The organism is Arthrobacter sp. K5, from assembly GCF_040448525.1.
In the GTDB taxonomy this organism is placed as follows: domain Bacteria; phylum Actinomycetota; class Actinomycetes; order Actinomycetales; family Micrococcaceae; genus Arthrobacter; species Arthrobacter globiformis.
The window spans coordinates 3,561,296-3,583,284 of sequence record NZ_CP159279.1 but is presented as its reverse complement, the minus strand read 5'-3'; the positions used below and the strand labels follow the sequence as shown (position 1 = coordinate 3,583,284).

Sequence of the window (21,989 nt, the reverse complement as noted above, 5' to 3'; positions counted from 1 at the left end):
TTGGCCACAATCACGACCACGGCGCTCATCTCGGGCTGCCATGCTTTCGAGTCGGCATGCCCGGCCGTCGGCCAGGTGTCCGGGGTCGCCGTCACTGTGGCGGCCGGCTACTCCCAAGAAGTGAAAACGCTCCACCTCAAGGCCTGCCAGGACGGCAAGTGCAAAGAGGACACCGTTGACCTTGTGCCGGGCTCCGTCCCGGTGGATCTGGGCTGCGCCGATGATTCAAGGCCCGACGGCGCGTGTTCGGCAACGTCCAAGCCCGACGGCACCCAACGCGGGCTGCTTGAACTGGATACCCTGGGCGACTCCCCCATCGACGTCACCGCAAGCGGGTCTTACGCCAACGGCAAGCCGCTGCCCCCGCGCACGCTGCACTTCGAACCCAAGGCCAGCTATCCGTTTGGCGAACAGTGCGGACGGTTTGTCTCCGCTTCCGTGGTGCTGGATGCGGCGGGCCTCAGGCAGGACAGGTAACCCGGGCTGATCCGCATCAGGGTTCCCCGAATCCGTTCCTGACCAGCCCCGCCACGTACGCGACGGCACGCTCGGCGTCGGGTCCGGACGCTTCCACATGAAGCACCGAGCCCTTGCCGGCGGCGAGTGTCATCAGCCCCGTCATGGAGGCGCCATCCACTCCGTTCACCGTCACCTCCGCGTCCAGCGCCGACAGGCCGCCGGCTATCTTAGCGGCTGGCCGGGCGTGCATGCCTGCGAGGTTGACGAGCTCGAAGTCGCCGCTGGCATCCGGGGCGGCCGGTGCTGCGGGCTCTCCCGCCGCCGGGCCGTAGGCCGCCGGGCCGCCCGCGGCCACATGGTCCTCGGCTTTGGGACGGGACGCAGGATAGCCGTGCGTGGCCTCGGCGGCACGCCGGACAGCATGGACGCTGGCGCCGCCCTGGGCTGCCACCGCGGCCGCCACGAGGCCCTCCACAATGGGGGCGTCTGCGAGTAGCACCGGGGCGCCGCCCTCGGCGAACTCCATGGCGGACTCCGCCGTCATCACTGCTGACCCCAGATCGGCCAGCACCACAACGCCGTCGCCTCCGGCCGCGGTTTCCAGTGCTGCCATCACCTTGTCCATGCTGGTGCCGATCCGGCCGTCAGACGTTCCGCCGGCCGGAACCATCATCACGTCCGGTGCCATCTGGGCAGCGAGTTCCACGGCCCCGTCTGCAATCTTGTCACTGTGCGAAACCACCACGATCCGCACCGTCATGCGGCGGCTCCGGCTGCGGCGCGGAGAATGAGGGCACTCGAGGCCGCCCCGGGGTCACGGTGCCCCGCACTGCGCTCCCCGAGGTAGCTGGCCCGGCCCTTGCGCGCCACCAGGGGGTCCGTGGCCACGGCACCGGCCTCGGCAGCTTCCGCCGCGGCGATGAGGACTGCCAGGGTGTCGCCGTCTGCCGCGGCTGCCGCCGCCGCATCAGCGGCCGGCGTCCAGGCATCCACCATCGTCTTGTCGCCCGACTCCGCCTTGCCCCGGGCCACGATGCCGTCCCTCGCCGCCGCGAGTGCTGCCGCGAGCGCCGGGGCGTCGACATACGCGGCATCCCCAAGAGTGGTCGCGGCCCGCAGGAAGGCCGTGCCGTAGAGCGGGCCGGCAGCACCGCCGACCTTCGACATCAGCGCCATGGCCGTCAGCTTGAGCGCCGCACCGGGGGTCTCAGGAGGGCTTTCGGCCAGCTTGTCGAGGACCGCCTGGAAGCCGCGGTCCATGTTCTCGCCGTGGTCCGAATCCCCGATCGCCCTGTCCAGCTCGATGAGTTCCACCCTGTGTTCCGCCATTGCCTGGGCGGACAGCGTCAGCCATTTGACGGCCCAGGTCACGTCCAGCCCCACTGCTACACTCCCCAGCGCAGGGCAGGCGTGTGCACAGGTGCGTCCCAGAGGGCCGTCATCTCGTCGTCAAGCCGCAGCACGGAGACGGAGCAGCCCTGCATCTCAAGGGACGTGATGTAGTTCCCCACAAGGGAACGCTCCACCGCGATGCCGCGCTCCGCCAGGATCTGGGCGGCCCGGCGGTAGACAATGTACAGCTCACTCAGCGGCGTTCCGCCCATGCCGTTGACGAACAGGAGCACCTTCTCCCCCGACGCCGTTCCGAGGTCGCTGAGAATCGGTTCCAGCAGGCGGTTGGTGATGCCGTCGGCGTTTTCCATGGCGATCTTGTGCCGGCCCGGCTCGCCGTGGATACCGATGCCAATTTCAATTTCGTTGTCCTCAAGGTCAAAGCTCGGGGATCCGGCGTGTGGCACCGTGCAGGCCGAGAGCGCAACGCCCATGGTCCGCACGTTCTGGTTCACGCGGTCGCCGATGGCCGCCACCGCGTCGAGGTCGTCACCGCGCTCTGCTGCGGCACCGGCGATCTTCTCCACCAGCACCGTGCCGCCCACCCCCCTGCGCCCGGCCGTGTACAGCGAATCCTCCACTGCGACGTCGTCGTTGACGAGCACGGTACGGACTTCCACACCCTCCGCCTGGGCCATCTCCGCCGCAGTCTCAAAATTCAGCACGTCGCCGGTGTAGTTCTTGACGATGTGGACCACGCCGGCACCGGAGTTCACGGCGAGCGTGGCCGGAATGATCTGGTCGGGGGTCGGTGAGGTAAAGACGGCGCCGGGCACGGCGGCGTCGAGCATGCCACGCCCCACAAAGCCGGCGTGCAGCGGTTCATGCCCGCTGCCACCCCCGGATACCAGGCCCACTTTGCCTGCAACGGGGGCATCCTTGCGGGTGACGTACTTCGGGTCGGCGCTGACGGTCACGAGGTCGGCATGGGCAAGGCCGAATCCCTCCACGGATTCATCGACTACAGCGCGGGGGTCATTGATGAGCTTTTTCACGGCCGGCTCCTGGGCTCTCGGTGCTTCATTGACATCGGTCAGGATGTGCTTTGACCCTACTACCGGCACCGGCTGCGGGGAAGTTCGGAAATGGCGGAAGGGGCAGCCCCCAATGCTGCCCCTTCCGGTTCCCCGATAGTTTATCCAGCAAATTTATAAAATGAAAGGGGTAGCACGCAGCAATTTTGATCCGATCTTGATCGGTTCCCGCGGGAAACCCGAGACGGTCCTGCAACGATCGCTTCGGTCAGATCGACGACCACGTCAGCCCGCACACCGGATGGAGTGAACCATAAAACCGCCACGCACGCTGCAGAAGACCGCCGGTATGATGATCGCCCTGGCGGCTGCCGGCACAGCCGCGCTGCTGTGGCTGGCGGTGACGGCCACCCTGCCGCCGGCGGTGTCCGCCCCGAGCAAGGGCATGCTGCTGGGGATCTGGGGCGTGCTCTACGTCGCCGAAGCCCCGGCGCCGTGGCTGCTGACGACGTCGGTCGCCGTCGCCTTCCTGCTCATTGCCGGGATCGCGCTGGCCGACCGCCACATCTCCCTGAAGGCGCGCCGGTCAGCAAGCCCTGGACAGCCACTGGCGCCCCGGATCGTGATGGCGAAGACCAGGGGCGTTTACACCGGCCCGGTCACCCTCACCGTCCTCATCCCGGCGCACAATGAAGCAGCGTCGCTGCCTTCGACACTTGCGTCGCTTCTCGCCCAATCCCACCCGCCGCAGCGGATCATCGTCGTCGCGGACAACTGCACCGACGCGACAGTCGACGTCGCCCGTGCGGCCGGCGTCGAAGTATTGGAGACGGTATACAACAGCCAAAAGAAGGCCGGTGCCCTGAACCAGGCGCTGAAGCGGCTGCTCCCCGGGCAGGGCGACAACGATCTGGTCATGGTGATGGACGCCGATACCCTGCTCGACGACGGCTTCCTGGCCTGCGCCGTCGAATACTTCACCCGCGACAGGGCCCTCATGGCCGTCGGCGGGCTCTTCTACGGCGAACAGGGCCACGGGCTGCTTGGCCAGTTCCAGCGCAACGAATACATCAGGTACGCGCGGGACATGAAGCGCCGGCGGGGCCGGGTCTTCGTGCTCACGGGAACCGCCTCCGTATTCCGTCCGGCCGCGCTGCGGGCCGTGGCCGCGAACCGCGGCACTGCGCTGCCCGGCGTGGCAGGGGACGTCTACGACACCTGGGCACTCACCGAAGACAACGAGCTGACCATCGCCCTGAAGTCGCTTGGCGGCCTCATGGTCTCACCGTCTGAGTGCGCGGTGGTCACCGAACTCATGCCCACGTGGCGGACGCTCTGGGCCCAGCGCCTGCGGTGGCAGCGCGGTGCCCTGGAAAACCTCGGAGCATATGGCCTGACCCCGCCCACCGCACGGTACTGGGCCCAGCAGTTCGGCCTCGGTTACGGCGTCATCGCCTTGACTTCCTACCTGATGCTGATCCTCCTGACGGTGCTCGCGCTGGACACCTGGATCTGGTTCCCCTTCTGGCTGGGACTGGGGCTGCTCTTCTCCTTTGAGCGCGTGGTCACCGTCTGGCGCGGAGGCTGGCGGGCGCGACTCCTGGCGATGACCGTAGTCCCGGAGCTGATGTTCGACATGTTCCTCAACGTGGTCTACGTGAAGGGCATCATCGACATGTCAGTGGGCCGGGAGGCCAGCTGGAAGCACCTGGCAAAGGCGGGCTGAGCATGATCGCAGCAGCAGTACCAGCAGGCATCCTCGTGCCCGAGGCGCTGCTCTTCACCGACTGGTTCCGCTTCATGGCCGCCTTCGTGGCGGTGAACACGGTGATGTACGCGGCACTGGCCCTCGCCAAGGTCCTCCCGAAGCTGCAGTCGCCGGACTGGCGGCGCGGGCAACGGTCCGAACCCCGCGGCATCTACCCGGACGGGCAGGGCGAGCCGGGGCGGGCGGACGCGGAGTACAGCCGCGAGGAGGTCGGTGCAGGCTCTAGAGAGCCTTGATCATCCGGGTGTTGCCGAGCGTGTTGGGCTTCACGCGCGCGAGGTCCAGGAACTCCGCCACGCCTTCGTCGTGCGAGCGCAGCAGCTCGGAGTACACCTGTGGGTCCACTGCCGACTGGTCGGCCATCACCTCGAAGCCGTGCCGCTTGAAGAAGTCCACCTCGAAGGTCAGGCAAAACACCCGCGCGACGCCCAGCGCCTCTGCCTGTTTCAGGAGGCTCTCGACCAGGACGTGCCCCACGCCCTTGCCACGCCACGCATCCGAGGCCGCCAGCGTGCGGACTTCCGCGAGGTCCTCCCACATGACGTGCAGGGCGCCGCAGCCGATGACCTCACCGGCCGCCGACTCGGCGATAAGGAACTCCTGCAGACTCTCGTAATAGGCCACCGTCTCCTTGGCCATCAGTATTCGCTCTTCCGCCAGCGGCGCCACCAGCTTCTTGATGGCAGCGACATCGCTGGTCCGGGCAGGGCGAACGGTGAAGGAGTCAGTCACAGCCCCCATCTTACGGCGACAGCCACGGTCCTCTTCGGCCCGGAGGTCACAGGCCCAGGTCGGCCGGGAGTTCGATGTCCCTGCCGAGGACATTCCTGGCCAGGAAGTGTTCCACCACGCCGTACCAGACCTTGGCGTGCTGCGGCTGCAGGATCCAGTGGTTCTCGTCGGGGTAGAAAAGGAACCGGTGGCTCGTCTGTCCGTTGTCGTCGGAGGGGAGCTGGGACTTGGACAGCAGCTCGTACCAGAGCCGCAGGCCTTCCCCGATGGGCACGCGGTAGTCCTTGTCGCCATGGATGACCAGCATGGGCGTCCGGATCTTCTCGACGTGCAGGTGCGGGGAGTTCTCCAGCGCCATTTCCGCCGTCATCTCCTTGAGCCAGTACTGCGACGCGTCGGTGGTGGGCCCGAACTGGTCCAGCGCCCACAGGCTGGCATGGGTGACGATCGCCTTGAAGCGGTCGGTCTGCCCGGCTACCCAGTTGGCCATGTAGCCGCCGAAGGAGCCGCCCATCGCGGCCGTGCGGCTGCCGTCGATGTCCGGCCGCTGCACCACCGAATCAGTGATGGCCATGAGGTCCGTGTACGGCGCCTTGCCCCAGCCGCCCCAGCCCCGCTGGATGTATCCCTGCCCGTAGCCCGTGGACAACGCGGGATCCGGCAGCAGCACAGCGTAGCCCCGGGCCGTGAGCAGCCACGGGTTCCAGCGCCAGGTCCAGGCGTTCCAGGATCCCAGCGGACCACCGTGGATCCACAGCAGCAGCGGTGCGGGGCTCTCGGCGGAGGCCCCGGCCGGCAGGGCCAGGTAGGCAGGAACACGGGTGCCGTCGGCCGCCGTCGTCTCCACGCGCTCCAGCGACCCCTCCGTTTGCGGCCGTTCGGCCGGGGACGGCAGCCGCGTGACATCCCCGGCGGCGAGGTCGATCCGGACAGGCTCGGCGGGGAACTCATACGAGCTCCGCAGCGCGTAGGCGCTGCGTCCGTCGGGTGAAACGACGACGTCGGTGTAGGCGGCGGCGTCCGGCGTCACCCGGGTGACGCTCCCCCGGGCGGCACCTGCCGCAACGGTGATGGCGAAAACCGGCGACGCGCCGTCGTCGTCCGCGGTGACCAGGAGGGCGGAGCCGTCGGGTAGCCACGCCTCCGGGTGGGCCCACCTGTCCCATCCGTGCGCCAGGGGCTGCAGGTCCTCCCGGCCGGCTTCCCCGGACACGTCGAGCAGGTGAAGTTTGACCTGCGGGGCCTGCTGGGGCGTTGTGTCGCTTTCACTGACCACCGCCAGTGTGCTGCCGTCGGGGCTGACAGGTCCCGGGAAGTAGTTCATGCCCTCCTCGTCGAGGAGGACTCTGAGGGTGCCCGTGGCGACGTCCACGGCGGCAAGGACCGAGCGCAGGTCCGCCTTCGGCAATGGTTTCACCAGGCTCGTGTAGATGGTCTTGCCGTCCGGGCTGACCACAGAGATGGCCTCGCGGAGGCGGGACCCTGCCTGCGGGGTGAGGTTGCGCAGCGTGAGGGGCGCGGCGCTGTCCACGATGGCGGGCTTGCCGGGTTCCTGCTCGGGCCCCGGCTCCACGGCGAAGAGCCTCGGCTGGGCAGGACCGAGGTCCGCGTCCCAGTAGCGCACCGGATATTCGCTGTGCAGGATGGCCGCCACCTTGTTGTCCTTGCGGCTCTTGCGGCGTTCGGCGTCGTCCTCCTCGTCGCTGGATCCGGCAAGGACGGACGCGGTGACGAATGCCGCGTTCGCGTCCCTGGCCGCCATGACCTTGTCCACGCCGCCTGGCCTGGAAAGGACCATGCGGGCCTCCCCGCCGTCTGCGGGGAGCACCCAGAGCGCACTGACGGGATCACCGTCGGCCTCCTTGTCCGGATCCGGCCGGGCGGAGGTGAAGTAGACGTCGCCGTTGGCCGCGAACGCGGCGCCGGCTTCGCCCTTGGCACTGCGGGTGATCCTGCGGGCCTGCTTCTCGCCCGCCGGGTCCAGCTCCCACAGCGCCGTGCCGTATTCGGTCCCCTTGCTGTTGAGTGTGGCCACCGTGGTCACCAGCCGGCCGCCGTCGGGGCTGAGCGCCAGGCCACTGACGCGCGGGATCGCCAGGTAGTGGTCGAGGTCGTGGAAGGGCGTCGCCGGTTGCTCACGCAGGATCGCTGCATCTTCAGTTGACATGTGCTGATTCAACACCTCCTATGCCCTGGATCACAGCAGGGTTCACTATTAGTGAAACAGTGCTTTCAGAACTGCGCCGCCACGGACCGACGCAAGAGGCCCCGCCTGCCCCCTTTCGGGGACTGGCGGGGCCTCTTGGCGCTGGAGTGCGGCCGGCAGCTAGGCGCTCGGGGCGATTTCCGGGATGCGCGGCTTGGCGTTGCCGGCGAAGGTGAACTTCGCGTCGTCGCCTTCGCCGTCCACATCCACCACCACGATGTCGCCGGGGTGCAGCTCGCCGAAGAGGATCTTCTCGGAGAGCTGGTCCTCGATCTCGCGCTGGATGGTGCGGCGCAGCGGCCGGGCACCCATGGCGGGATCGTAGCCGCGGGTGGCCAGGAGAACCTTGGCTGCCTTGGTCAGCTCGATGCCCATGTCCTTGTCCTTGAGGCGCTTCTCCAGGCGCGTCACGAACAGGTCCACGATCTCGATGATCTCGTCCTGCGTCAGCTGCGGGAACACCACGACGTCGTCAACACGGTTGAGGAACTCGGGGCGGAAGTGCTGCTTGAGCTCCTCCGTGACCCGGGCGCGCATCCGGTTGTAGCCGGTCTGGGTGTCCGTGCCGGACTGGAAACCGGTGGCAACGCTCTTGGAGATGTCCCGGGTTCCGAGGTTCGTGGTCATGATGATCACGGTGTTCTTGAAGTCCACCACGCGGCCCTGGGAGTCGGTCAGGCGGCCGTCTTCCAGGATCTGCAGCAGCGAGTTGAAGAGGTCCGCGTGGGCCTTCTCCACTTCGTCGAACAGGACCACGGAGAACGGACGGCGGCGGACCTTCTCGGTCAGCTGCCCGCCCTCTTCGTAGCCGACGTAGCCCGGAGGGGCACCGAAGAGCCGGGACACCGTGTGCTTCTCGGAGTACTCGGACATGTCCAGCGTGATGAGGGCATCCTCTTCACCGAACAGGAACTCCGCGAGGGCCTTGGCGAGCTCGGTCTTGCCGACGCCGGTGGGGCCGGCGAAGATGAACGAGCCGCCCGGACGCTTCGGGTCCTTCAGGCCGGCACGGGTGCGGCGGATGGCCTGGGACAGGGCCTTGATGGCTTCGTCCTGGCCGACGACGCGCTTGTGCAGTTCGTCTTCCATCTTCAGCAGGCGCGAGGATTCTTCCTCGGTCAGCTTGAAGACCGGGATGCCCGTGGAGTTGGCGAGGACTTCGGCGATCAGGTCCTCGTCCACCTCGGAGATGTCGTCCATGCCGCCGGTCTTCCAGTGGCGTTCCTTCTCGGAGCGCTCCGTGATGAGCTTCTGCTCCTTGTCGCGCAGCGCGGCAGCACCCTCGAAGTCCTGCGCGTCAATCGCGGACTCCTTCTCCATCTTCAGCTCGGAGATTCGCTCATCCATCTCCTTGAGCTCCGGCGGAGCAGTCATGCGGCGGATCCGGAGCCGGGCACCGGCTTCGTCGATGAGGTCGATCGCCTTGTCCGGCAGGAACCGGTCCGAAATGTAGCGTTCGGAGAGGTTCGCGGCCGAGGCGAGGGCGCCGTCGGTAATGGTGACGCGGTGGTGCGCCTCGTAGCGGTCACGCAGGCCCTTGAGGATCTCGATCGCGTGCGCAACCGAGGGCTCCTTGACCTGGATGGGCTGGAAGCGGCGCTCAAGCGCGGCGTCCTTCTCGATGTGCTTGCGGTACTCGTCCAAAGTGGTGGCACCAATGGTCTGCAGCTCGCCCCGGGCCAGCATCGGCTTCAGGATCGAGGCCGCGTCGATGGCACCTTCGGCGGCACCGGCGCCCACGAGGGTGTGGATCTCGTCGATGAAGAGGATGATGTCGCCGCGGGTGCGGATTTCCTTGAGGACCTTCTTCAGCCGCTCTTCGAAGTCACCGCGGTAGCGGGAGCCGGCCACGAGGGAGCCAAGGTCCAGCGTGTACAGCTGCTTGTCCTTGATGGTCTCCGGCACGTCGCCGCGCACGATCGCCTGGGCCAGTCCCTCGACGACGGCGGTCTTGCCGACGCCGGGCTCACCGATCAGCACGGGGTTGTTCTTGGTGCGGCGGGAAAGGACCTGCATGACGCGTTCCATTTCCTGCTCGCGGCCGATCACAGGGTCCAGCTTGTTCTCACGGGCGGCCTGTGTCAGGTTCCGGCCGAACTGGTCCAGCACCACAGAGCCGGCGGGGGTACCCTCTGCCTGGCTCTGGCCGACGCCGGCGCCAGTGCTTTCTTTGCCCTGGTAGCCGGAGAGCAGCTGGATCACCTGCTGGCGGACCCGGTTGAGGTCGGCACCGAGCTTCACCAGCACCTGCGCCGCCACACCCTCACCCTCGCGGATGAGTCCCAGCAGGATGTGCTCCGTGCCGATGTAGTTGTGGCCGAGCTGCAGGGCTTCGCGCAGCGAAAGCTCCAGCACCTTCTTTGCACGCGGCGTGAAGGGGATGTGGCCGGAAGGCGCCTGCTGGCCCTGGCCGATGATCTCCTGCACCTGCTCGCGGACGCCGTCGAGCGAAATGCTCAAGGACTCAAGAGCTTTGGCGGCAACGCCCTCACCCTCGTGGATCAGACCCAAGAGGATGTGTTCGGTACCAATGTAATTGTGGTTCAGCATGCGTGCCTCTTCTTGGGCAAGCACAACTACGCGACGGGCACGGTCCGTAAATCGCTCAAACATTTCGCCACACTCCTAGCTACGACGTACTTTGATGCTACGTGGGGGAACCCTGACTTGGGGAGCTTGTTCGCCACAGGGGAAACCGGGGGTCTTGCACGGGTCCGCGCAGCCGGCCTAACGGCCCTGCCGGCGCGATGCCGGAGAAGGCCTGAATAGCATCCGGCTGGCACGCGGCGTGAATTTACCGTTTCGCTTGGCGGGGTGCCGGAAATCACCCGGCGCGGAATGTGCCAGCGGCAGCAGATTAGCTTGCACACCGTCGGATTCCCGTGCTCATCGGAATCGATTACCGCCTGGCTGCGGTTCTGATTAACGCCGGTTCTGATTAATGCGGACGGCAGCGGCCGGTTAAAGCGCAGCGCCCCCGTCAACCGGGGGCGCCGCACATTTGCTTCGAACTTTTTGCCCTGGCTGATTGTCAGGGCTCCAGGCTAGGAATTGGCCTTTTGGTAGGCTTCCTGGATTTCTGCCTGAATACGGCCGCGCGCGTTTACGGTGTAACCGTGGTCCCGCGCCCACTGGCGTATCTGGGCAGAGTCCTGACTGCGTCCTCCCGTTGCCTTGGCACGGGTCGGACGGCCGCCGGACGTTTTGCGGCCGGCTGAAACAAAGCGTTCCAGTGATGACCGCAGTTCTGAAGCGTTGGCCGAGGACAGGTCAATTTCATAACCGACGCCATCCAGGCCGAAGCGAACGGTTTCGTCCGCAGATCCCCCATCCAGATCGTCCACGAGGACGATATTGACTTTCTGTGCCATCAAAAATCTCTCTTTTGGAAAGGACGTGTAATCAGAAAAGCAGGATGTTTCCACCTGAAGTATCTCCCCCAATAAGGCAACGCGTCAAAACACGCAATGGTTCCTTGGGGAAAACCGCGGGGCGAAAAAAGTCACCTGCTATTTGTCTGATTTACTCGGCGGTTCTGCGGAATCGTCTCCGGCTGCCGCCTGCGCGTCGGCTTCGGCCTGCGCGCGTGCTTCGGCCTGGCGTTCTGCCTTGTCCGCGTTAAAGATCGACTTCATTGCAAACCAAAAGAGCAAGCCAACTACCAGCGAGGGCAGCAGTACGGCGACGTAGTCCATCATCAGTGGCCTTCGGGCTTGAGCAGGGGGAAGAGAATGGTTTCGCGGATGCCAGCGCCGGTGAAGAGCATGACCAGCCGGTCGATGCCCAGGCCGATGCCGCCCATGGGAGGCGCACCGTACTCCAGGGCGCGGAGGAAGTCCTCGTCCAGCTGCATTGCCTCGACGTCGCCGGCTGCCGCGTGCATGGACTGTTCGGTGAGGCGTTCGCGCTGGATGACCGGGTCAATGAGCTCGGAGAAGGCGGTGCCGCGCTCCATGCCGCCGATAATCAGGTCCCAGGCCTCGATCAGGCGGCCGTCCTCGCGGTGCGGGCGGGCCAGCGGCTGTGCGGACGGCGGGTAGTCGTAGACAAACGTGGGGTTCAGCAGGGTGGGTTCCACGATTTCGCCGAAGAGTTCCACCGCCAGCTTCTCGGCATCCCACTTGGGGTCCACCTTGACGTCGTGCTTCCCGGCCACGGCTCGCAGTTCCTCGAGTGTGGTGTCCGGGGTGATCTCCTGGCCCACTGCTTCGGAAAGCCCCGGGTATACGGCCACCCAGGCCCAGTCGCCGTCGAGGTTGATCTCCCCCGCCTCGGTCTGCAGCGTGCGTCCGGCCCCCACGGCGTCCGCGGCGTCCAGGATGATCTCCTTGATGCGCTCGGCCATGACGAACTGGTCCGCCCACGCCTCGTAGCACTCGAGCGTGGTGAACTCCGGGCTGTGGGTCGAGTCCACACCCTCGTTGCGGAACACGCGGCCCATGTCGTAGACGCGGTCGATGCCGCCCACCACGGCGCGCTTGAGGTACAGCTCGGTGGCGATGCGCAGCGTCATCTTCTGGTCGAACGCGTTCATGTGCGTTTCGAACGGACGGGCGAGGGCGCCGCCGTGGACCAGCTGGAGGATGGGCGTCTCCACCTCGACGTAGGCGTGGCGGAACAGGGTCTCGCGGATGGAGCGGGTGATGGCGGCGCGGGTGTAGACCATTTCGCGGGCCTCGTCGCGGACCATCAGGTCCACGTAGCGCTGGCGGACGCGGGTTTCCTCGTTGAGTTCGGCGTGCAGCACCGGCAGCGGGCGCAGCGCCTTGGAGGCCATGGACCAGGACTCGGCCATGACGGAGAGCTCACCGCGGCGGGACGAGATGACTTCGCCCTTGATGAAGACGTGGTCGCCCAGGTCAACCAGGGCCTTCCAGTCCGCGAGCGCCTCTTCGCCCACGTTCGCCAGGCTGAGCATGGCCTGCAGCCGGGTGCCCTTGCCGTCGGTGCCGCCTTCCTGCAATGTGGCGAAGCACAGCTTGCCCGTGTTCCGGACGAACACCACGCGGCCGGTGACGCCCACGACGTCGCCGGTGGTCTCGTCGGCCTGCAGGTGGGCGTACTTTTCGCGGATCTCGCTGAGCGAGTGCGTGCGCTCAACACCCACCGGGTACGCCTCCGACCCGCGTTCGATCAGCTTGGCGCGCTTGTCCATGCGGATGCGCATCTGTTCGCTGGCGTCGAGCGGTTCTGGGGCGTTCTTGGGGGCGGGGGTGTTTTGGGAAGTCACAGTCATCAAGTTTACCGGGACTTCCCGGATCGGAGTTCGGCCCCCCGCACCTTGGAGTTTTTGTCCAGATATTCGGACTTCCAAGGCCATTTGGGCGCGATATCAGTACAAAAACTCCGGAGGGGGTGGGGCATAGACTCGGGCTGTGGAGACCTGGACAGTTGAGACGGACGACGACGGCAGCCGGCTTGAGGTGCACTCCTTCAGGCCCGCCACACTCACCCGCGCCCACGGCGGCAGCATGGCCGGCACTTCTGCCGGCAGTGCCTCCGCGAAAGGTGACCCGGCCCCGGTGACGGCGCCCGGCGTCGTCGTTATCCACGGAACACTGGTGACCGACGCACTGTACCGGCCGTTCGCGCGCAACCTGAGCCTCCTGCTGAGCCGGCCGGTGCACTGTTACAACCGCCGCGGCCGCGCCGGTTCCGCGCCGCAGCCGGACGACTATTCCGTCACCACCGAGATCGGGGACCTCGCCGCCGTGATGAAGGCGACGGGGTCGGAGGATGTGGTGGCGCACAGCTTCGGCGGCTTCGTGGCCCTTCAGGCGGCGCGCAACATGCCGTTGCGCCGGCTCGTCACGTACGACGCCGCGGTGTCCCTTTCCGGCAACCTGGACCACCGCTGGCGGCCGGAACTGGAGCAGGCCGTGACGGAGGGGCAGCTTAACCATGCCTGGGCGCATTTGGTGCAGGGCCTGGCCACGGCCGGGCCGTTGTCGTACCTGCCCCTCGGCGCGCTGCGGATGCTGAGCATCATGTCGGCCCGGACCAACGTCGGAGCCGAAATGCGGGAGTTGCTGCCGACGGCCGTCAAGGAGATGCGGGCGGTGCTCGACGCCGACGCTGAGCTCGCGGATTACATGGAACTGACCACCCCCACGCTGATGCTCAGCGGCGGCTGGAGCCCGGGATACTTTGCCGACACCGGCCGGCAGCTGGCGTCGGCGGTGCCGGCCATCGACTTCGCGGTGGTTCCCGGCCAGCTGCACGAGGGGCCGATCCGGCCGGGCAAGCGCCTGGCCATCCGGATGGCGCGCTTCCTGAACGGCACTGACGGAACCGTCCGGCCACTGAGCAGGAAGCGCCGGCGCAGGTAGCCGCTGGCTGTCAGCAGGGGCCCGCCTCCGATAGGCTCGGAGCATGACTCGCGAGATCATCAGCACACCCGACGGCGGCAAGCTCGAGCTGTTCAGCACGGGCGCTGAGTTGGCCACGGCCGGTTCCGGCGTGGTTGTGGTTACGGCCTCCATGGTGACGGCGGCGGACTACACCCGCTTCGCGCAGAAACTCAGCGCCTCCCTCGGCCGGCCGGTGCACACATTCAACCGCCGCGGCCGGGGCGCCTCCTCCGAACAGGCCGGGGATTACACCCTGGACGTCGACATCCGCGACCTCGACACCGTCATGAAGCACACGGCCAGCACCGACGTCTTCGGCCACAGCTTCGGCGGCGCCGTGGCTATCCACGCGGCGCGGACCCTCCCGGTGGAACGGCTCGCCGTCTACGATCCCGCAGTCTCCGTCAACCACAGCGTCACGGCCGACTGGACCACCGAATACGAACGGGCGACGGCGGCCGGGGACGACGACCGTGCCCTCGCGGTCCTGCTCCGCGGGCTCGAGGCCGAGAGCGCCTTCTCCTCCCGCATGCCGCTGTCCATGATGACCCTCGCCAACAAGCTCACGGCGGGAACGTCGGTGGGCAAGCAGATGCGCGAAATGATGCGCACCGGCGTCCGGGAGATCAAGGCGATCATCGCGGCGGACATGCCGGCCGAACCGTTCCTGGCGCTGCCGCTCGAGACGCTCATCATCGTGGGCGAGAAGAGCCCGGCCTACTTCGGCGTGGCCTGCGGCCAGATCCACGACGTCCTCTCCGGTTCCAGCTACACCATCCTGCCGGGCTTCGGGCACGACGGCGCCAACCGCGCCCCGGACAAGCTCATCACCGAACTCAGCGAGTTCTTCGCCGGCTGAGCCCCCGCTGGTTGGGCCTGTCGAAACCACAGCGCGAACGAACACTTGAGCCCCACTTTCCGGGACTTTCCGGGGCTTAAGTGTACGTTCGCGCTTCGGTGGCGGGGCTTAAGTGTTCGTTCGCGCCCTAGTGGGCGGCGGGTGTGCCTTCGGCTCCTGCCGTCTTCCGCATCATGGTGGAAAGTACGACGGCGGCAACGGCTATGACGGTTGCCGTCAGGAATGCGGCATTCATGCCCGCAACGAGGCCGGAGCCCGCGGAAACGAAGGCGAAGATGGACACGAGCAGTGCCGTGCCCGCCGCGCCGGCCACCTGCTGCAGGGTGCTCATGATGGCCGAGCCGTGCGAGTACAGGTGCGGCGGCAACGGGTTCAGGCCGGTGGTGAAGGCCGGCGTGAAGAGCAGCGCGAGCCCGAAACTGAGCCCGACGTGCAAGGTGACGATCCACCAGACCGGAGTGCCGGCGTCGAGCATTGCGAACTGCCAGAGTGTCAGGACCATGAGCGAGGATCCGGTGACCGTCAGCGGCAGGGGGCCGACCTTGTCGAACAGGCGGCCGATCACCGGGCCGAGCAGGCCCATGGCGAGGCCCCCGGGCAGCAGGGCCAGGCCGGTCTCAAGCGACTGCAGCCCGCGGATCTCCTGCAGGTACAGCGGCAACAGGATCACGGCGCCGAACAGGGCCACCATGGACACCACCATCAGCAGCACGGACACCGTGAACATCCGGAAATTGAAGGCCCGCAGGTCCAGCAGCGGAGCCTCGGACCTCTGCAGCCGGAGCTGGCGGAACGTGAACGCGGAAAGGCCGGCCACACCAACAACCAGCGCCACCACGGCCAGCATGCTCGGGCCGCTGCTGCCGCCGTGGCCGCCGCCGATCTGGCTGAGGCCGTAGACGAGGCCGCCGAAGGCGGGGACGGTCAGGACCACGGAGAGGAAGTCGAGCCTGGACTTTTCGGTCTCGCCGACGTTGGTGAGGAACCTGGCACCAATTGCCAGGGCCGCCAGGGCAATGGGCAGGACAAAGATGAACATGAAGCGCCAGGAGAAGTGCTGCAGGATGAAACCGGAAACCGTGGGTCCCATGGCCGGTGCGACGGAAATGGCAATGCTGACATTGCCCATCACGGCGCCGCGGCGGGCCAGCGGGACCAGCGTGAGGATGGTGGTCATCAGCAGGGGAAGCATGATGGCGGTACCGCCGGCCTGGATGATCCGCGCCAGCAGGAGGATTTCATAGCCGGGCGCCGCGGCGGCGAGCGCCGTGCCGCCGGCGAACAGACCCATCGCCAGGAGGAAGACGGACCGGGTCGACAGCCGCTGGAGGATGAAGCCGGTGGTCGGAATCACCACGGCCATGGTCAGCATGAACCCGGTGGAGAGCCACTGGACGGTCGGGGCATCCACGCGCAGGTCCACCATGAGCCGCTGCAGGGCAACGTTCATGATGGTTTCGTTCAGGATCACCACGAAGGTGGCCACCAGCAGCGTGACGATCACCGTCACGGACTCGCGGGACATCTTGTCCGACGGCGGTGCTGCGGCCGGGGATGCCGGCGCACCGGCCGGCGTTACAACGGGAGCGGCCGGCTCCCGGGCAGGTTCGCCAGACGAGTTGGACGTGACGTTGGTAGACATGGCGAGGCCCTCAGGGAGTTGGAGTGGTGGCTGGCGGTCAGCGCCGCTGCAGACTCCAACAGTGTAGTGGCACCGCTCATTCCCCGCACAGGGCCCAAGCCACCCGGGATGCGGGTCACCCGGCGAGTTACTCGTTAGGAACTGAGCGGGACGTTGTCGATCAGCCGCACGGCGCCTACCTTCGCGGCTACCAGTGCCAGTCCTTCACCGCGGAAGGGTGTCTCGTGGCAGTTCTCGGCGAGCGGCTCCAGGGTGACGGGATCCACGACGTCGAGGTAGTCGAGCCGGACCAGTGGCTGGGACTCGATCAGTGCCCTGGCCGAGCCCACATCGAGGGGCTCGTTGGTGTTCGCCCGCTCCTCAATGAGGTGCAGCGCGCGGGACAGGACCAGCGCTGCCTCCCGTTCCTCGTCCGAGAGGAAGCGGTTCCGGCTGGACAGTGCCAGCCCGTCGGCGGCGCGGGCGGTTGGCACCGCCACGATCTCCACGGGAAAGTTCAGGTCCGCCACCATCCGGCGCACCAGGACCAGCTGCTGCGCATCCTTCTGGCCAAAATAGGCGCGGTAAGCCGGCAATCCGCCGCCGGCGCCGGCAACGAAGGCGCTGCCACCGGGGAGGCCCGTGCTGGGGATGCCCAGGTGCAGCAGCTTGGCCACCACGGTGAGCGCGCCGTCGAAGTGCCCGGGCCGGGAGGCGCCCTCCCACTTCTCCCCCAGCGGGCCGGAGGTGACCCGGACCATCGGCTGGCCGCCCGGGTACATCTCCTCGACCGATGGCGCGAAGACCAGGTCCACGCCCTGCTCCTCCAGCAGCGCCATGTCCGCCTCGAGGGTCCGTGGATACCGGTCCAGGTCCTGCGCCTCGCCGAACTGCAGCGGGTTCACAAAGATGGAGGCCACCACAACATCGTTCTGTTCGACGGCGGCCCGCGCCAGCCGCCCGTGGCCAGCGTGCAGGGCGCCCATGGTGGGCACGAGGCCCAACGACGAGCCGTTCTTTTGGGTCAGCAGCAGCCGGCTTTGTGCACGGAGGGAGTCCGCCGTCGTTACGAGTCGGATTGCCATGTCAGTGTCCTCCCTTGGCCCTGTGGCCGTTTTCACGCACGGCCGTCACGGCCCTATGCCGGGCCGTCGTCATCGGTGCCCTCGAGTGCGATACGAATATTGTCCGCCTGATCCGGCTTCAGCAAACCCCGCCCTTCAGCGCGCGTGGCGGTGGCCCGCGCCATGGCGAGGTACGCGGCGAGGACGTCCCCGCCTGTCCCGCCGTCGTGCTCGCGCAGCGCACGGGCGTGCGCCTCCACCGTGCCGGCGTCCCCCCGCGCCACCGGGCCGGTCAGCGCCGTCTCGCCGGAGGCAAGCGCGTTCTCCAGGGTTGCCCGAAGCAGCGGCCCGAGCATGCGGTCCGGGGCCTCGACGCCCACCTCGGCGAGCAGCTGCGACGCCTGCGCCACGAGCGTGACCAGGTGGTTCGAACCGTGGGCCAGGGCCGCGTGGTAGATCGTGCGGTCGCCCTCGGCGATGACCACCGGTTCGGCCCCCATTTCGACGACGAGGGCCTGGGCGATGGGGAGCATGGCGGCGTCCGCTGTGACACCGAACGTGCAGTCCAGCAGGCGGGTCAGGTCCAGGCTCATGCCGGTGAAGGTCATGGCCGGGTGCAGCGCCAGCGGCACGGCACCCGCTGCCCGGACGGGATGCAGCACGCCGACGCCGAACCTGCCTGACGTGTGCGCCACGAGCTGGCCGGGCTGCCAGGCGCCGAGCTTGGCGAGCCCTTCCACGAGTCCGCCGAGGGCATCATCGGGGACGGCCAGGAGCACCAGTTCCGCGCGTTCCACGATGTCCTGGATCTCCAGGACGGGAACGCCGGGCAGCAGGGTTTCGGCCCGCTCCCGGCTCGCGTCGGAGACGGCCGAAACCCCGACGACGGCGTGCTCGGCTGCGCGGAGCGCCGCACCGAGGACGGCGCCCACTTTGCCGGCACCGATGATTCCGACGCCGAGGCGTCCTGGCTTAGCCACGTTGCTGGCCTTCCTGTTGGGGTGCTGTCGGGGGTCGTTGATCGAGCTTGGGGCCACGCCAGCCGGGTTCCCTAGGAGAGCTTGCGAGCCTAGGGGGCTGCTGGGGAGTGAGATCAGGGGTTTCGGCGGGCTCAACCAGCGGAGTCGGGGCGGGCTCGGTCAGTGCGGGGGCCACCTGCGCCAGCCACTGTTCGCTTGTCTGGCGCCAGCGGGCGGCGCGGGCGCGGGCTGCCTGGGCGTCGAAGAGCGCCTGCGCCTCCCGGATGTCGGCCTGGATCACCCGGGACACCACCGGACCCGCGGTGGTGTGCAGCACGAGATCGGCCAGGCCAAACCGGCGGGCGAGGGGCCCCTGCTGCAGCGCAATCGACTGCGTCCTCTGGTGCGGCACCACCACAAGCTGCCGCCACCAGCGGCCCGACCGCATGAGCAGTGCGGTGTCCGTGGCCGCGAAGGCGTTGCGCCGCCAGCCCAGCGGCGCCAGCAGCCGCGCACGGCGCGGCGTGGTGACAAAACCGGCGTCGGAATCCAGCCCGTTCACCCCCTGGTGGAACACGCGCAGCGGATCGGCAGTTCCCGGATCGGGCAGCACCAGGGCCAGCATGTTCAGGACGTCGTCCATCTTTCCCACCGGCAGCAGCGTGGTGCGGGAGCCGCCCTCGCCGTTGTTCGCTCCGGCCCCGTACCCGGCGGCGTTGACCTGCATCCGGTACCAGCCGAAGAGGCGCCACAGCGGCGGCTGGGCCACCCTGAGCGCCTGGACCCGGCCCGGCGGCAGGGTCTGCGCCTGCGTGTCGAGCAGCCCGTACCGGAGCCGGATGCCGTCCGGGGAGATGGCCGCCGTGAAGTTGTAGCCCTTGCTGAACGAGTTCCAGTACGCGGCAATGAGGCCGAGGGCCGCGGGAATCAGGTACAGGAAAAAGGCCCTGTTTTCGGTGAGCGCGGACAGCATCACGGATGCCGCGGCGCCCAGGACCACAAAGACGCTCTGCTCGCTGAGCAGGAGCGAACCGACAAGACGCGGCGGCGGGACCTGCAGTACCAGCTGCTCCGGGGCCTCGGGGGCGGCTGCTTCGGGGTGCTCGGGATCCAGCCGGATTCCCGACGCGCGGGCAAGGATGGTGGCGCGCAGCTGCCGGGCGTCGTCGATGCGCAGGAATGCCAGCCGGACGGCGGATTCGCCGGCGTCGGCAACTTCGAACTTGAGTTCCGCGAGGCCGAAGATCCTGGCGAGCAGCGGCTGGACGATGTCGATGGCCTGGACGCGGTCCAGCCGTGCCTGCCGCTGCTGCTTGAACAGGAAGCCCGTGTTGACCCGGACGTAGCCCTCCGCCACCTGGTACCGGGTGAAGTACCAGGACAGGATGAAGCCCAGCACAGCCAGCACCAGCATCAATGCCCCGCCGCCCAGGAGCCACGGGGCGCGGCCGGCGATGCGGTCATCGATCAGCGGCTGGCCCTGGAGCATCCGTTCAAAGCTGTCACGCCCGAAGAAGTAGCCGATGGCCGCCAGCGCAACCCAGCCACGAACGAACGGTGTGGCCGGGTGCACTCGCAGCCACTCGCCGTCGGGCTTTCCGGAAGCGAGGCCGCCGGCGCTCACAGCCCGGCCAGCCTGGCTTCGCCGCGCGCTGAGAGCTGTTCCCTGAGCCGGGCGCCTTCCTCGGCGGGAAGCCCGGGAATGCCGGCGTTGGTTCCGGCGGACGCCGTGTGCAGCTTCAGGGTGCACAGCCCCAGCCCGCGTTCCACCGGGCCGGCGCTGATGTCCACGTACTGCATGCGGCCGTACGGCACCACCATGACGCGCTGGAAGAAGATGCCGCCGCGGATGAGGAGGTCATCGTCGCGCTCGGCATAGCCAATGGCGCGCACCTGCCGCGGGATCAGGACCAGGCGCCACAGTGCCAGCAGCAGCATGAAAGCCGGAATGCCGATGGCCAGCCACAGCGGCGGCCACCGCCACCAGCCGAGCCGGACGAACACCAGCGGAAGGCTCAGCACGGCCAGCATGACCAGGTTGCCGAGGGCCCACTCCACGAGCCGGACCGTGACGTACTTCGGGGACACGCGCAGCCAGGTGATCCCGGGAGGATCAATCGCCGCGGTAGGCATACTCGCCTTCTCCCTTGGCCTTGCCCCGGCCATGGCCCGGCAGGCCTTTGCTGGCGTCCGTCTCGCCGTCCTCCGGCGGAATCTTGCAGAAGCGTTCGACGACGAGCCCCACCACGATCATGGCCAGCCCGCCGCCGGCCATCCCGAGGGCGAGCCAGGTGACGTCCAGCCCGCTGCGGATGCTCCAGAACCGCAGCTGGTCCAGGAAGATGCCGGCGTGCCAGCCCAGCAGCATCGCGCCGGTGTAGGCGCAGGCCTGGGCGAGGACCAGCGTCCACGCCGCCAGGATGGGGTTCAGCATTTTCTTCTTCTTGCCGTTCCGCCAGCGGAGCACGCGGATGCCCAGCACCAGGGTCAGGGCCACAATCACGCCCATGGTGACCAGCGCCGTGGCCGGCAGGACCGGCGTGGCCATGCCGTAACGGACGGTCAGGACGGCAGCGGACCAGCCGGCGATGGCCAGGGCAATGCCCACGACTGCGAGCAGCAGAGGACTCACGGGCTTCACGGCTGTTCCACCGCCCCGCCATCGGGCACGCCGTCGAAGTCCCCGAAACCGTCGAACGGCTTCAGGTCCGGGAAGTCGGCAGCCCTGACGGCAAGCTCCCCCACCGGCTGCCCGTTAAGGGTGGCGGAGGGGTCCATCTGGGCCCAGGGGAAAAGCACGAAGGCCCGCACTGCCGCAAAGGGATGGGGCAGGGTGAGTACGGGATCGTCACTCTCTAGTTCACCGAAAACGATCACGTCGACGTCGAGCGTCCGCGGACCCCAGCGGACCTCACGCACGCGGTGGTGCTTGTTTTCCACCGACTGGCAGTGCCTGAGAAGCTCGAGCGGCTCCAGCGAGGTTTCAACCGAAATCACCATGTTGAGGAAGTCCGGCTGCCCGGCCGGGCCGCCGACGGCTTTGGTCTGCACTATCGGCGAGACGGCCAGGAGCCGCACCTCCGGGCGGTCCACAAGGTCCGCAACCGCCTCGGACAGCGTCTCGTTCCGCGCCCCAAGGTTGCTGCCCAGCGCCAGCACCGCCCGGGTGTAGGCGGTCCTGGCCGGTGCCGGCTGCTCCACCGGTTTCTCATGCAGTGCGGGGGCCGGAGTCATGTCCGCTCCCGGTAGACGCTGACGGCGACGTCGCCGAAGGGGACCTCGATGGGCGCCTTCGGCTTGTGCACCGTGATCTCCACGGCCTGGATCCTGAATTCCTTGAGCAGGCCCTCGGCCATGCGCACAGCCAATCCCTCAATCAGGTTCAGGGGCTCGCCGGTGATCCAGTCGGTGATCCGTCCGGCCACCTCGCCGTAGTGGGCGGTGTCGCGGACGTCGTCCGACTCCGCTGCCTGGCTGAAATCCAGGTGCAGCACGGCGTCCACAACAAACGGCTGGCCTTCGCGGCGCTCAAAATCGAACACCCCGTGGTAGCCGGTGGCGGTGACACCGGTCAGCGAGATCCTGTCCATGGCTGTTCTGCTAGG

22 protein-coding genes are annotated in these 21,989 nt (G+C 67.6%); 5 read left to right on the top strand and 17 right to left on the bottom strand.

The genetic code is table 11. The features are described from left to right. Positions 1 to 477, top strand: coding sequence for a hypothetical protein (locus ABRP34_RS16270; protein ID WP_306302335.1), 477 nt, complete (start codon positions 1 to 3; stop codon positions 475 to 477). A 16-nt stretch (positions 478 to 493) separates the two neighbouring features. On the opposite strand, the gene dhaM is transcribed toward ABRP34_RS16270, so the two are convergent. The 3 genes from dhaM to dhaK are packed head-to-tail and all read right to left on the bottom strand — an operon-like array spanning position 494 to position 2,846. Continuing rightward, entirely contained in the window at positions 494 to 1,219 is a 726-nt protein-coding gene (dhaM, locus tag ABRP34_RS16265) for a dihydroxyacetone kinase phosphoryl donor subunit DhaM (RefSeq protein ID WP_353710993.1), read from the bottom strand. Then, the gene (dhaL, locus tag ABRP34_RS16260) at positions 1,216 to 1,842 is read right to left on the bottom strand and encodes a dihydroxyacetone kinase subunit DhaL (RefSeq protein ID WP_003799771.1); all 627 of its coding nucleotides are present in this window, start codon (positions 1,840 to 1,842) and stop codon (positions 1,216 to 1,218) included. Before dhaL ends, dhaM begins: the two co-directional genes overlap by 4 nt. A gap of 2 nt (positions 1,843 to 1,844) precedes the next feature. Beyond that, positions 1,845 to 2,846, bottom strand: coding sequence for a dihydroxyacetone kinase subunit DhaK (gene dhaK, locus ABRP34_RS16255; protein WP_003799768.1), 1,002 nt, complete (start codon positions 2,844 to 2,846; stop codon positions 1,845 to 1,847). A gap of 328 nt (positions 2,847 to 3,174) precedes the next feature. Here dhaK and ABRP34_RS16250 point away from each other — a divergent pair, with 328 nt between their 5' ends. Together ABRP34_RS16250 and ABRP34_RS16245 are read left to right on the top strand one after the other, a co-directional pair. After that, complete coding sequence (locus ABRP34_RS16250) at positions 3,175 to 4,551, top strand: glycosyltransferase (protein WP_353710992.1); 1,377 nt, start codon at positions 3,175 to 3,177, stop codon at positions 4,549 to 4,551. Between the two features lie 2 nt (positions 4,552 to 4,553). Continuing rightward, a complete protein-coding gene (locus ABRP34_RS16245; protein WP_353710991.1) occupies positions 4,554 to 4,829 on the top strand; it encodes a hypothetical protein in 276 nt (91 codons plus the stop codon). On the opposite strand, the gene ABRP34_RS16240 is transcribed toward ABRP34_RS16245, so the two are convergent. From ABRP34_RS16240 to lysS, 6 genes are all read right to left on the bottom strand, one after another. Then, on the bottom strand, positions 4,816 to 5,325 hold the full coding sequence (locus ABRP34_RS16240) for an amino-acid N-acetyltransferase (protein WP_003799763.1): 510 nt from the start codon (positions 5,323 to 5,325) through the stop codon (positions 4,816 to 4,818). The genes ABRP34_RS16245 and ABRP34_RS16240 overlap by 14 nt on opposite strands. Positions 5,326 to 5,371: 46 nt before the next feature. Next, positions 5,372 to 7,492, bottom strand: a complete 2,121-nt coding sequence (locus ABRP34_RS16235; RefSeq protein ID WP_353710990.1) for a prolyl oligopeptidase family serine peptidase — start codon at positions 7,490 to 7,492, stop codon at positions 5,372 to 5,374. A 159-nt stretch (positions 7,493 to 7,651) separates the two neighbouring features. Further along, positions 7,652 to 10,144, bottom strand: a complete 2,493-nt coding sequence (locus ABRP34_RS16230) for an ATP-dependent Clp protease ATP-binding subunit (protein WP_003799759.1) — start codon at positions 10,142 to 10,144, stop codon at positions 7,652 to 7,654. Between the two features lie 431 nt (positions 10,145 to 10,575). After that, on the bottom strand, positions 10,576 to 10,902 hold the full coding sequence (locus ABRP34_RS16225; protein WP_003799757.1) for an Lsr2 family protein: 327 nt from the start codon (positions 10,900 to 10,902) through the stop codon (positions 10,576 to 10,578). 138 nt (positions 10,903 to 11,040) lie between these two features. Next, complete coding sequence (locus tag ABRP34_RS16220) at positions 11,041 to 11,226, bottom strand: hypothetical protein (RefSeq protein WP_043418082.1); 186 nt, start codon at positions 11,224 to 11,226, stop codon at positions 11,041 to 11,043. 2 nt (positions 11,227 to 11,228) lie between these two features. Next, positions 11,229 to 12,767 carry a lysine--tRNA ligase gene (lysS, locus tag ABRP34_RS16215; RefSeq protein WP_353710989.1) on the bottom strand — a complete coding sequence of 513 codons (1,539 nt, stop codon included), beginning with the start codon at positions 12,765 to 12,767 and terminating at the stop codon, positions 11,229 to 11,231. 139 nt (positions 12,768 to 12,906) lie between these two features. Here lysS and ABRP34_RS16210 point away from each other — a divergent pair, with 139 nt between their 5' ends. Continuing rightward, the gene (locus ABRP34_RS16210) at positions 12,907 to 13,860 is read left to right on the top strand and encodes an alpha/beta hydrolase (RefSeq protein ID WP_353710988.1); all 954 of its coding nucleotides are present in this window, start codon (positions 12,907 to 12,909) and stop codon (positions 13,858 to 13,860) included. A gap of 43 nt (positions 13,861 to 13,903) precedes the next feature. Continuing rightward, positions 13,904 to 14,740: an alpha/beta hydrolase gene (locus ABRP34_RS16205; protein WP_307099107.1), complete on the top strand. Its 837-nt coding sequence runs from the start codon at positions 13,904 to 13,906 to the stop codon at positions 14,738 to 14,740. Between the two features lie 127 nt (positions 14,741 to 14,867). Here the strand turns inward: ABRP34_RS16205 and ABRP34_RS16200 are convergent, their stop codons facing one another. From ABRP34_RS16200 to folB, 8 genes are all read right to left on the bottom strand, one after another. Then, entirely contained in the window at positions 14,868 to 16,382 is a 1,515-nt protein-coding gene (locus ABRP34_RS16200) for an MDR family MFS transporter (protein WP_353710987.1), read from the bottom strand. 134 nt (positions 16,383 to 16,516) lie between these two features. Beyond that, positions 16,517 to 17,446, bottom strand: coding sequence for a pantoate--beta-alanine ligase (locus ABRP34_RS16195; RefSeq protein ID WP_353710986.1), 930 nt, complete (start codon positions 17,444 to 17,446; stop codon positions 16,517 to 16,519). Between the two features lie 53 nt (positions 17,447 to 17,499). Continuing rightward, the gene (locus tag ABRP34_RS16190; protein WP_003799743.1) at positions 17,500 to 18,405 is read right to left on the bottom strand and encodes a DUF2520 domain-containing protein; all 906 of its coding nucleotides are present in this window, start codon (positions 18,403 to 18,405) and stop codon (positions 17,500 to 17,502) included. Next, on the bottom strand, positions 18,398 to 20,008 hold the full coding sequence (locus ABRP34_RS16185; RefSeq protein WP_353710985.1) for a PH domain-containing protein: 1,611 nt from the start codon (positions 20,006 to 20,008) through the stop codon (positions 18,398 to 18,400). The genes ABRP34_RS16190 and ABRP34_RS16185 overlap by 8 nt, the downstream gene beginning before the upstream one ends. Further along, positions 20,005 to 20,517, bottom strand: a complete 513-nt coding sequence (locus ABRP34_RS16180) for a PH domain-containing protein (protein WP_353710984.1) — start codon at positions 20,515 to 20,517, stop codon at positions 20,005 to 20,007. Before ABRP34_RS16180 ends, ABRP34_RS16185 begins: the two co-directional genes overlap by 4 nt. Next, positions 20,498 to 21,025, bottom strand: coding sequence for a DUF3180 domain-containing protein (locus ABRP34_RS16175; RefSeq protein WP_353710983.1), 528 nt, complete (start codon positions 21,023 to 21,025; stop codon positions 20,498 to 20,500). Before ABRP34_RS16175 ends, ABRP34_RS16180 begins: the two co-directional genes overlap by 20 nt. Continuing rightward, positions 21,022 to 21,618, bottom strand: a complete 597-nt coding sequence (gene folK, locus ABRP34_RS16170) for a 2-amino-4-hydroxy-6-hydroxymethyldihydropteridine diphosphokinase (protein WP_353710982.1) — start codon at positions 21,616 to 21,618, stop codon at positions 21,022 to 21,024. Before folK ends, ABRP34_RS16175 begins: the two co-directional genes overlap by 4 nt. Then, positions 21,615 to 21,974, bottom strand: coding sequence for a dihydroneopterin aldolase (gene folB, locus ABRP34_RS16165; RefSeq protein ID WP_003799734.1), 360 nt, complete (start codon positions 21,972 to 21,974; stop codon positions 21,615 to 21,617). Before folB ends, folK begins: the two co-directional genes overlap by 4 nt. Positions 21,975 to 21,989: the final 15 nt, after the last annotated feature.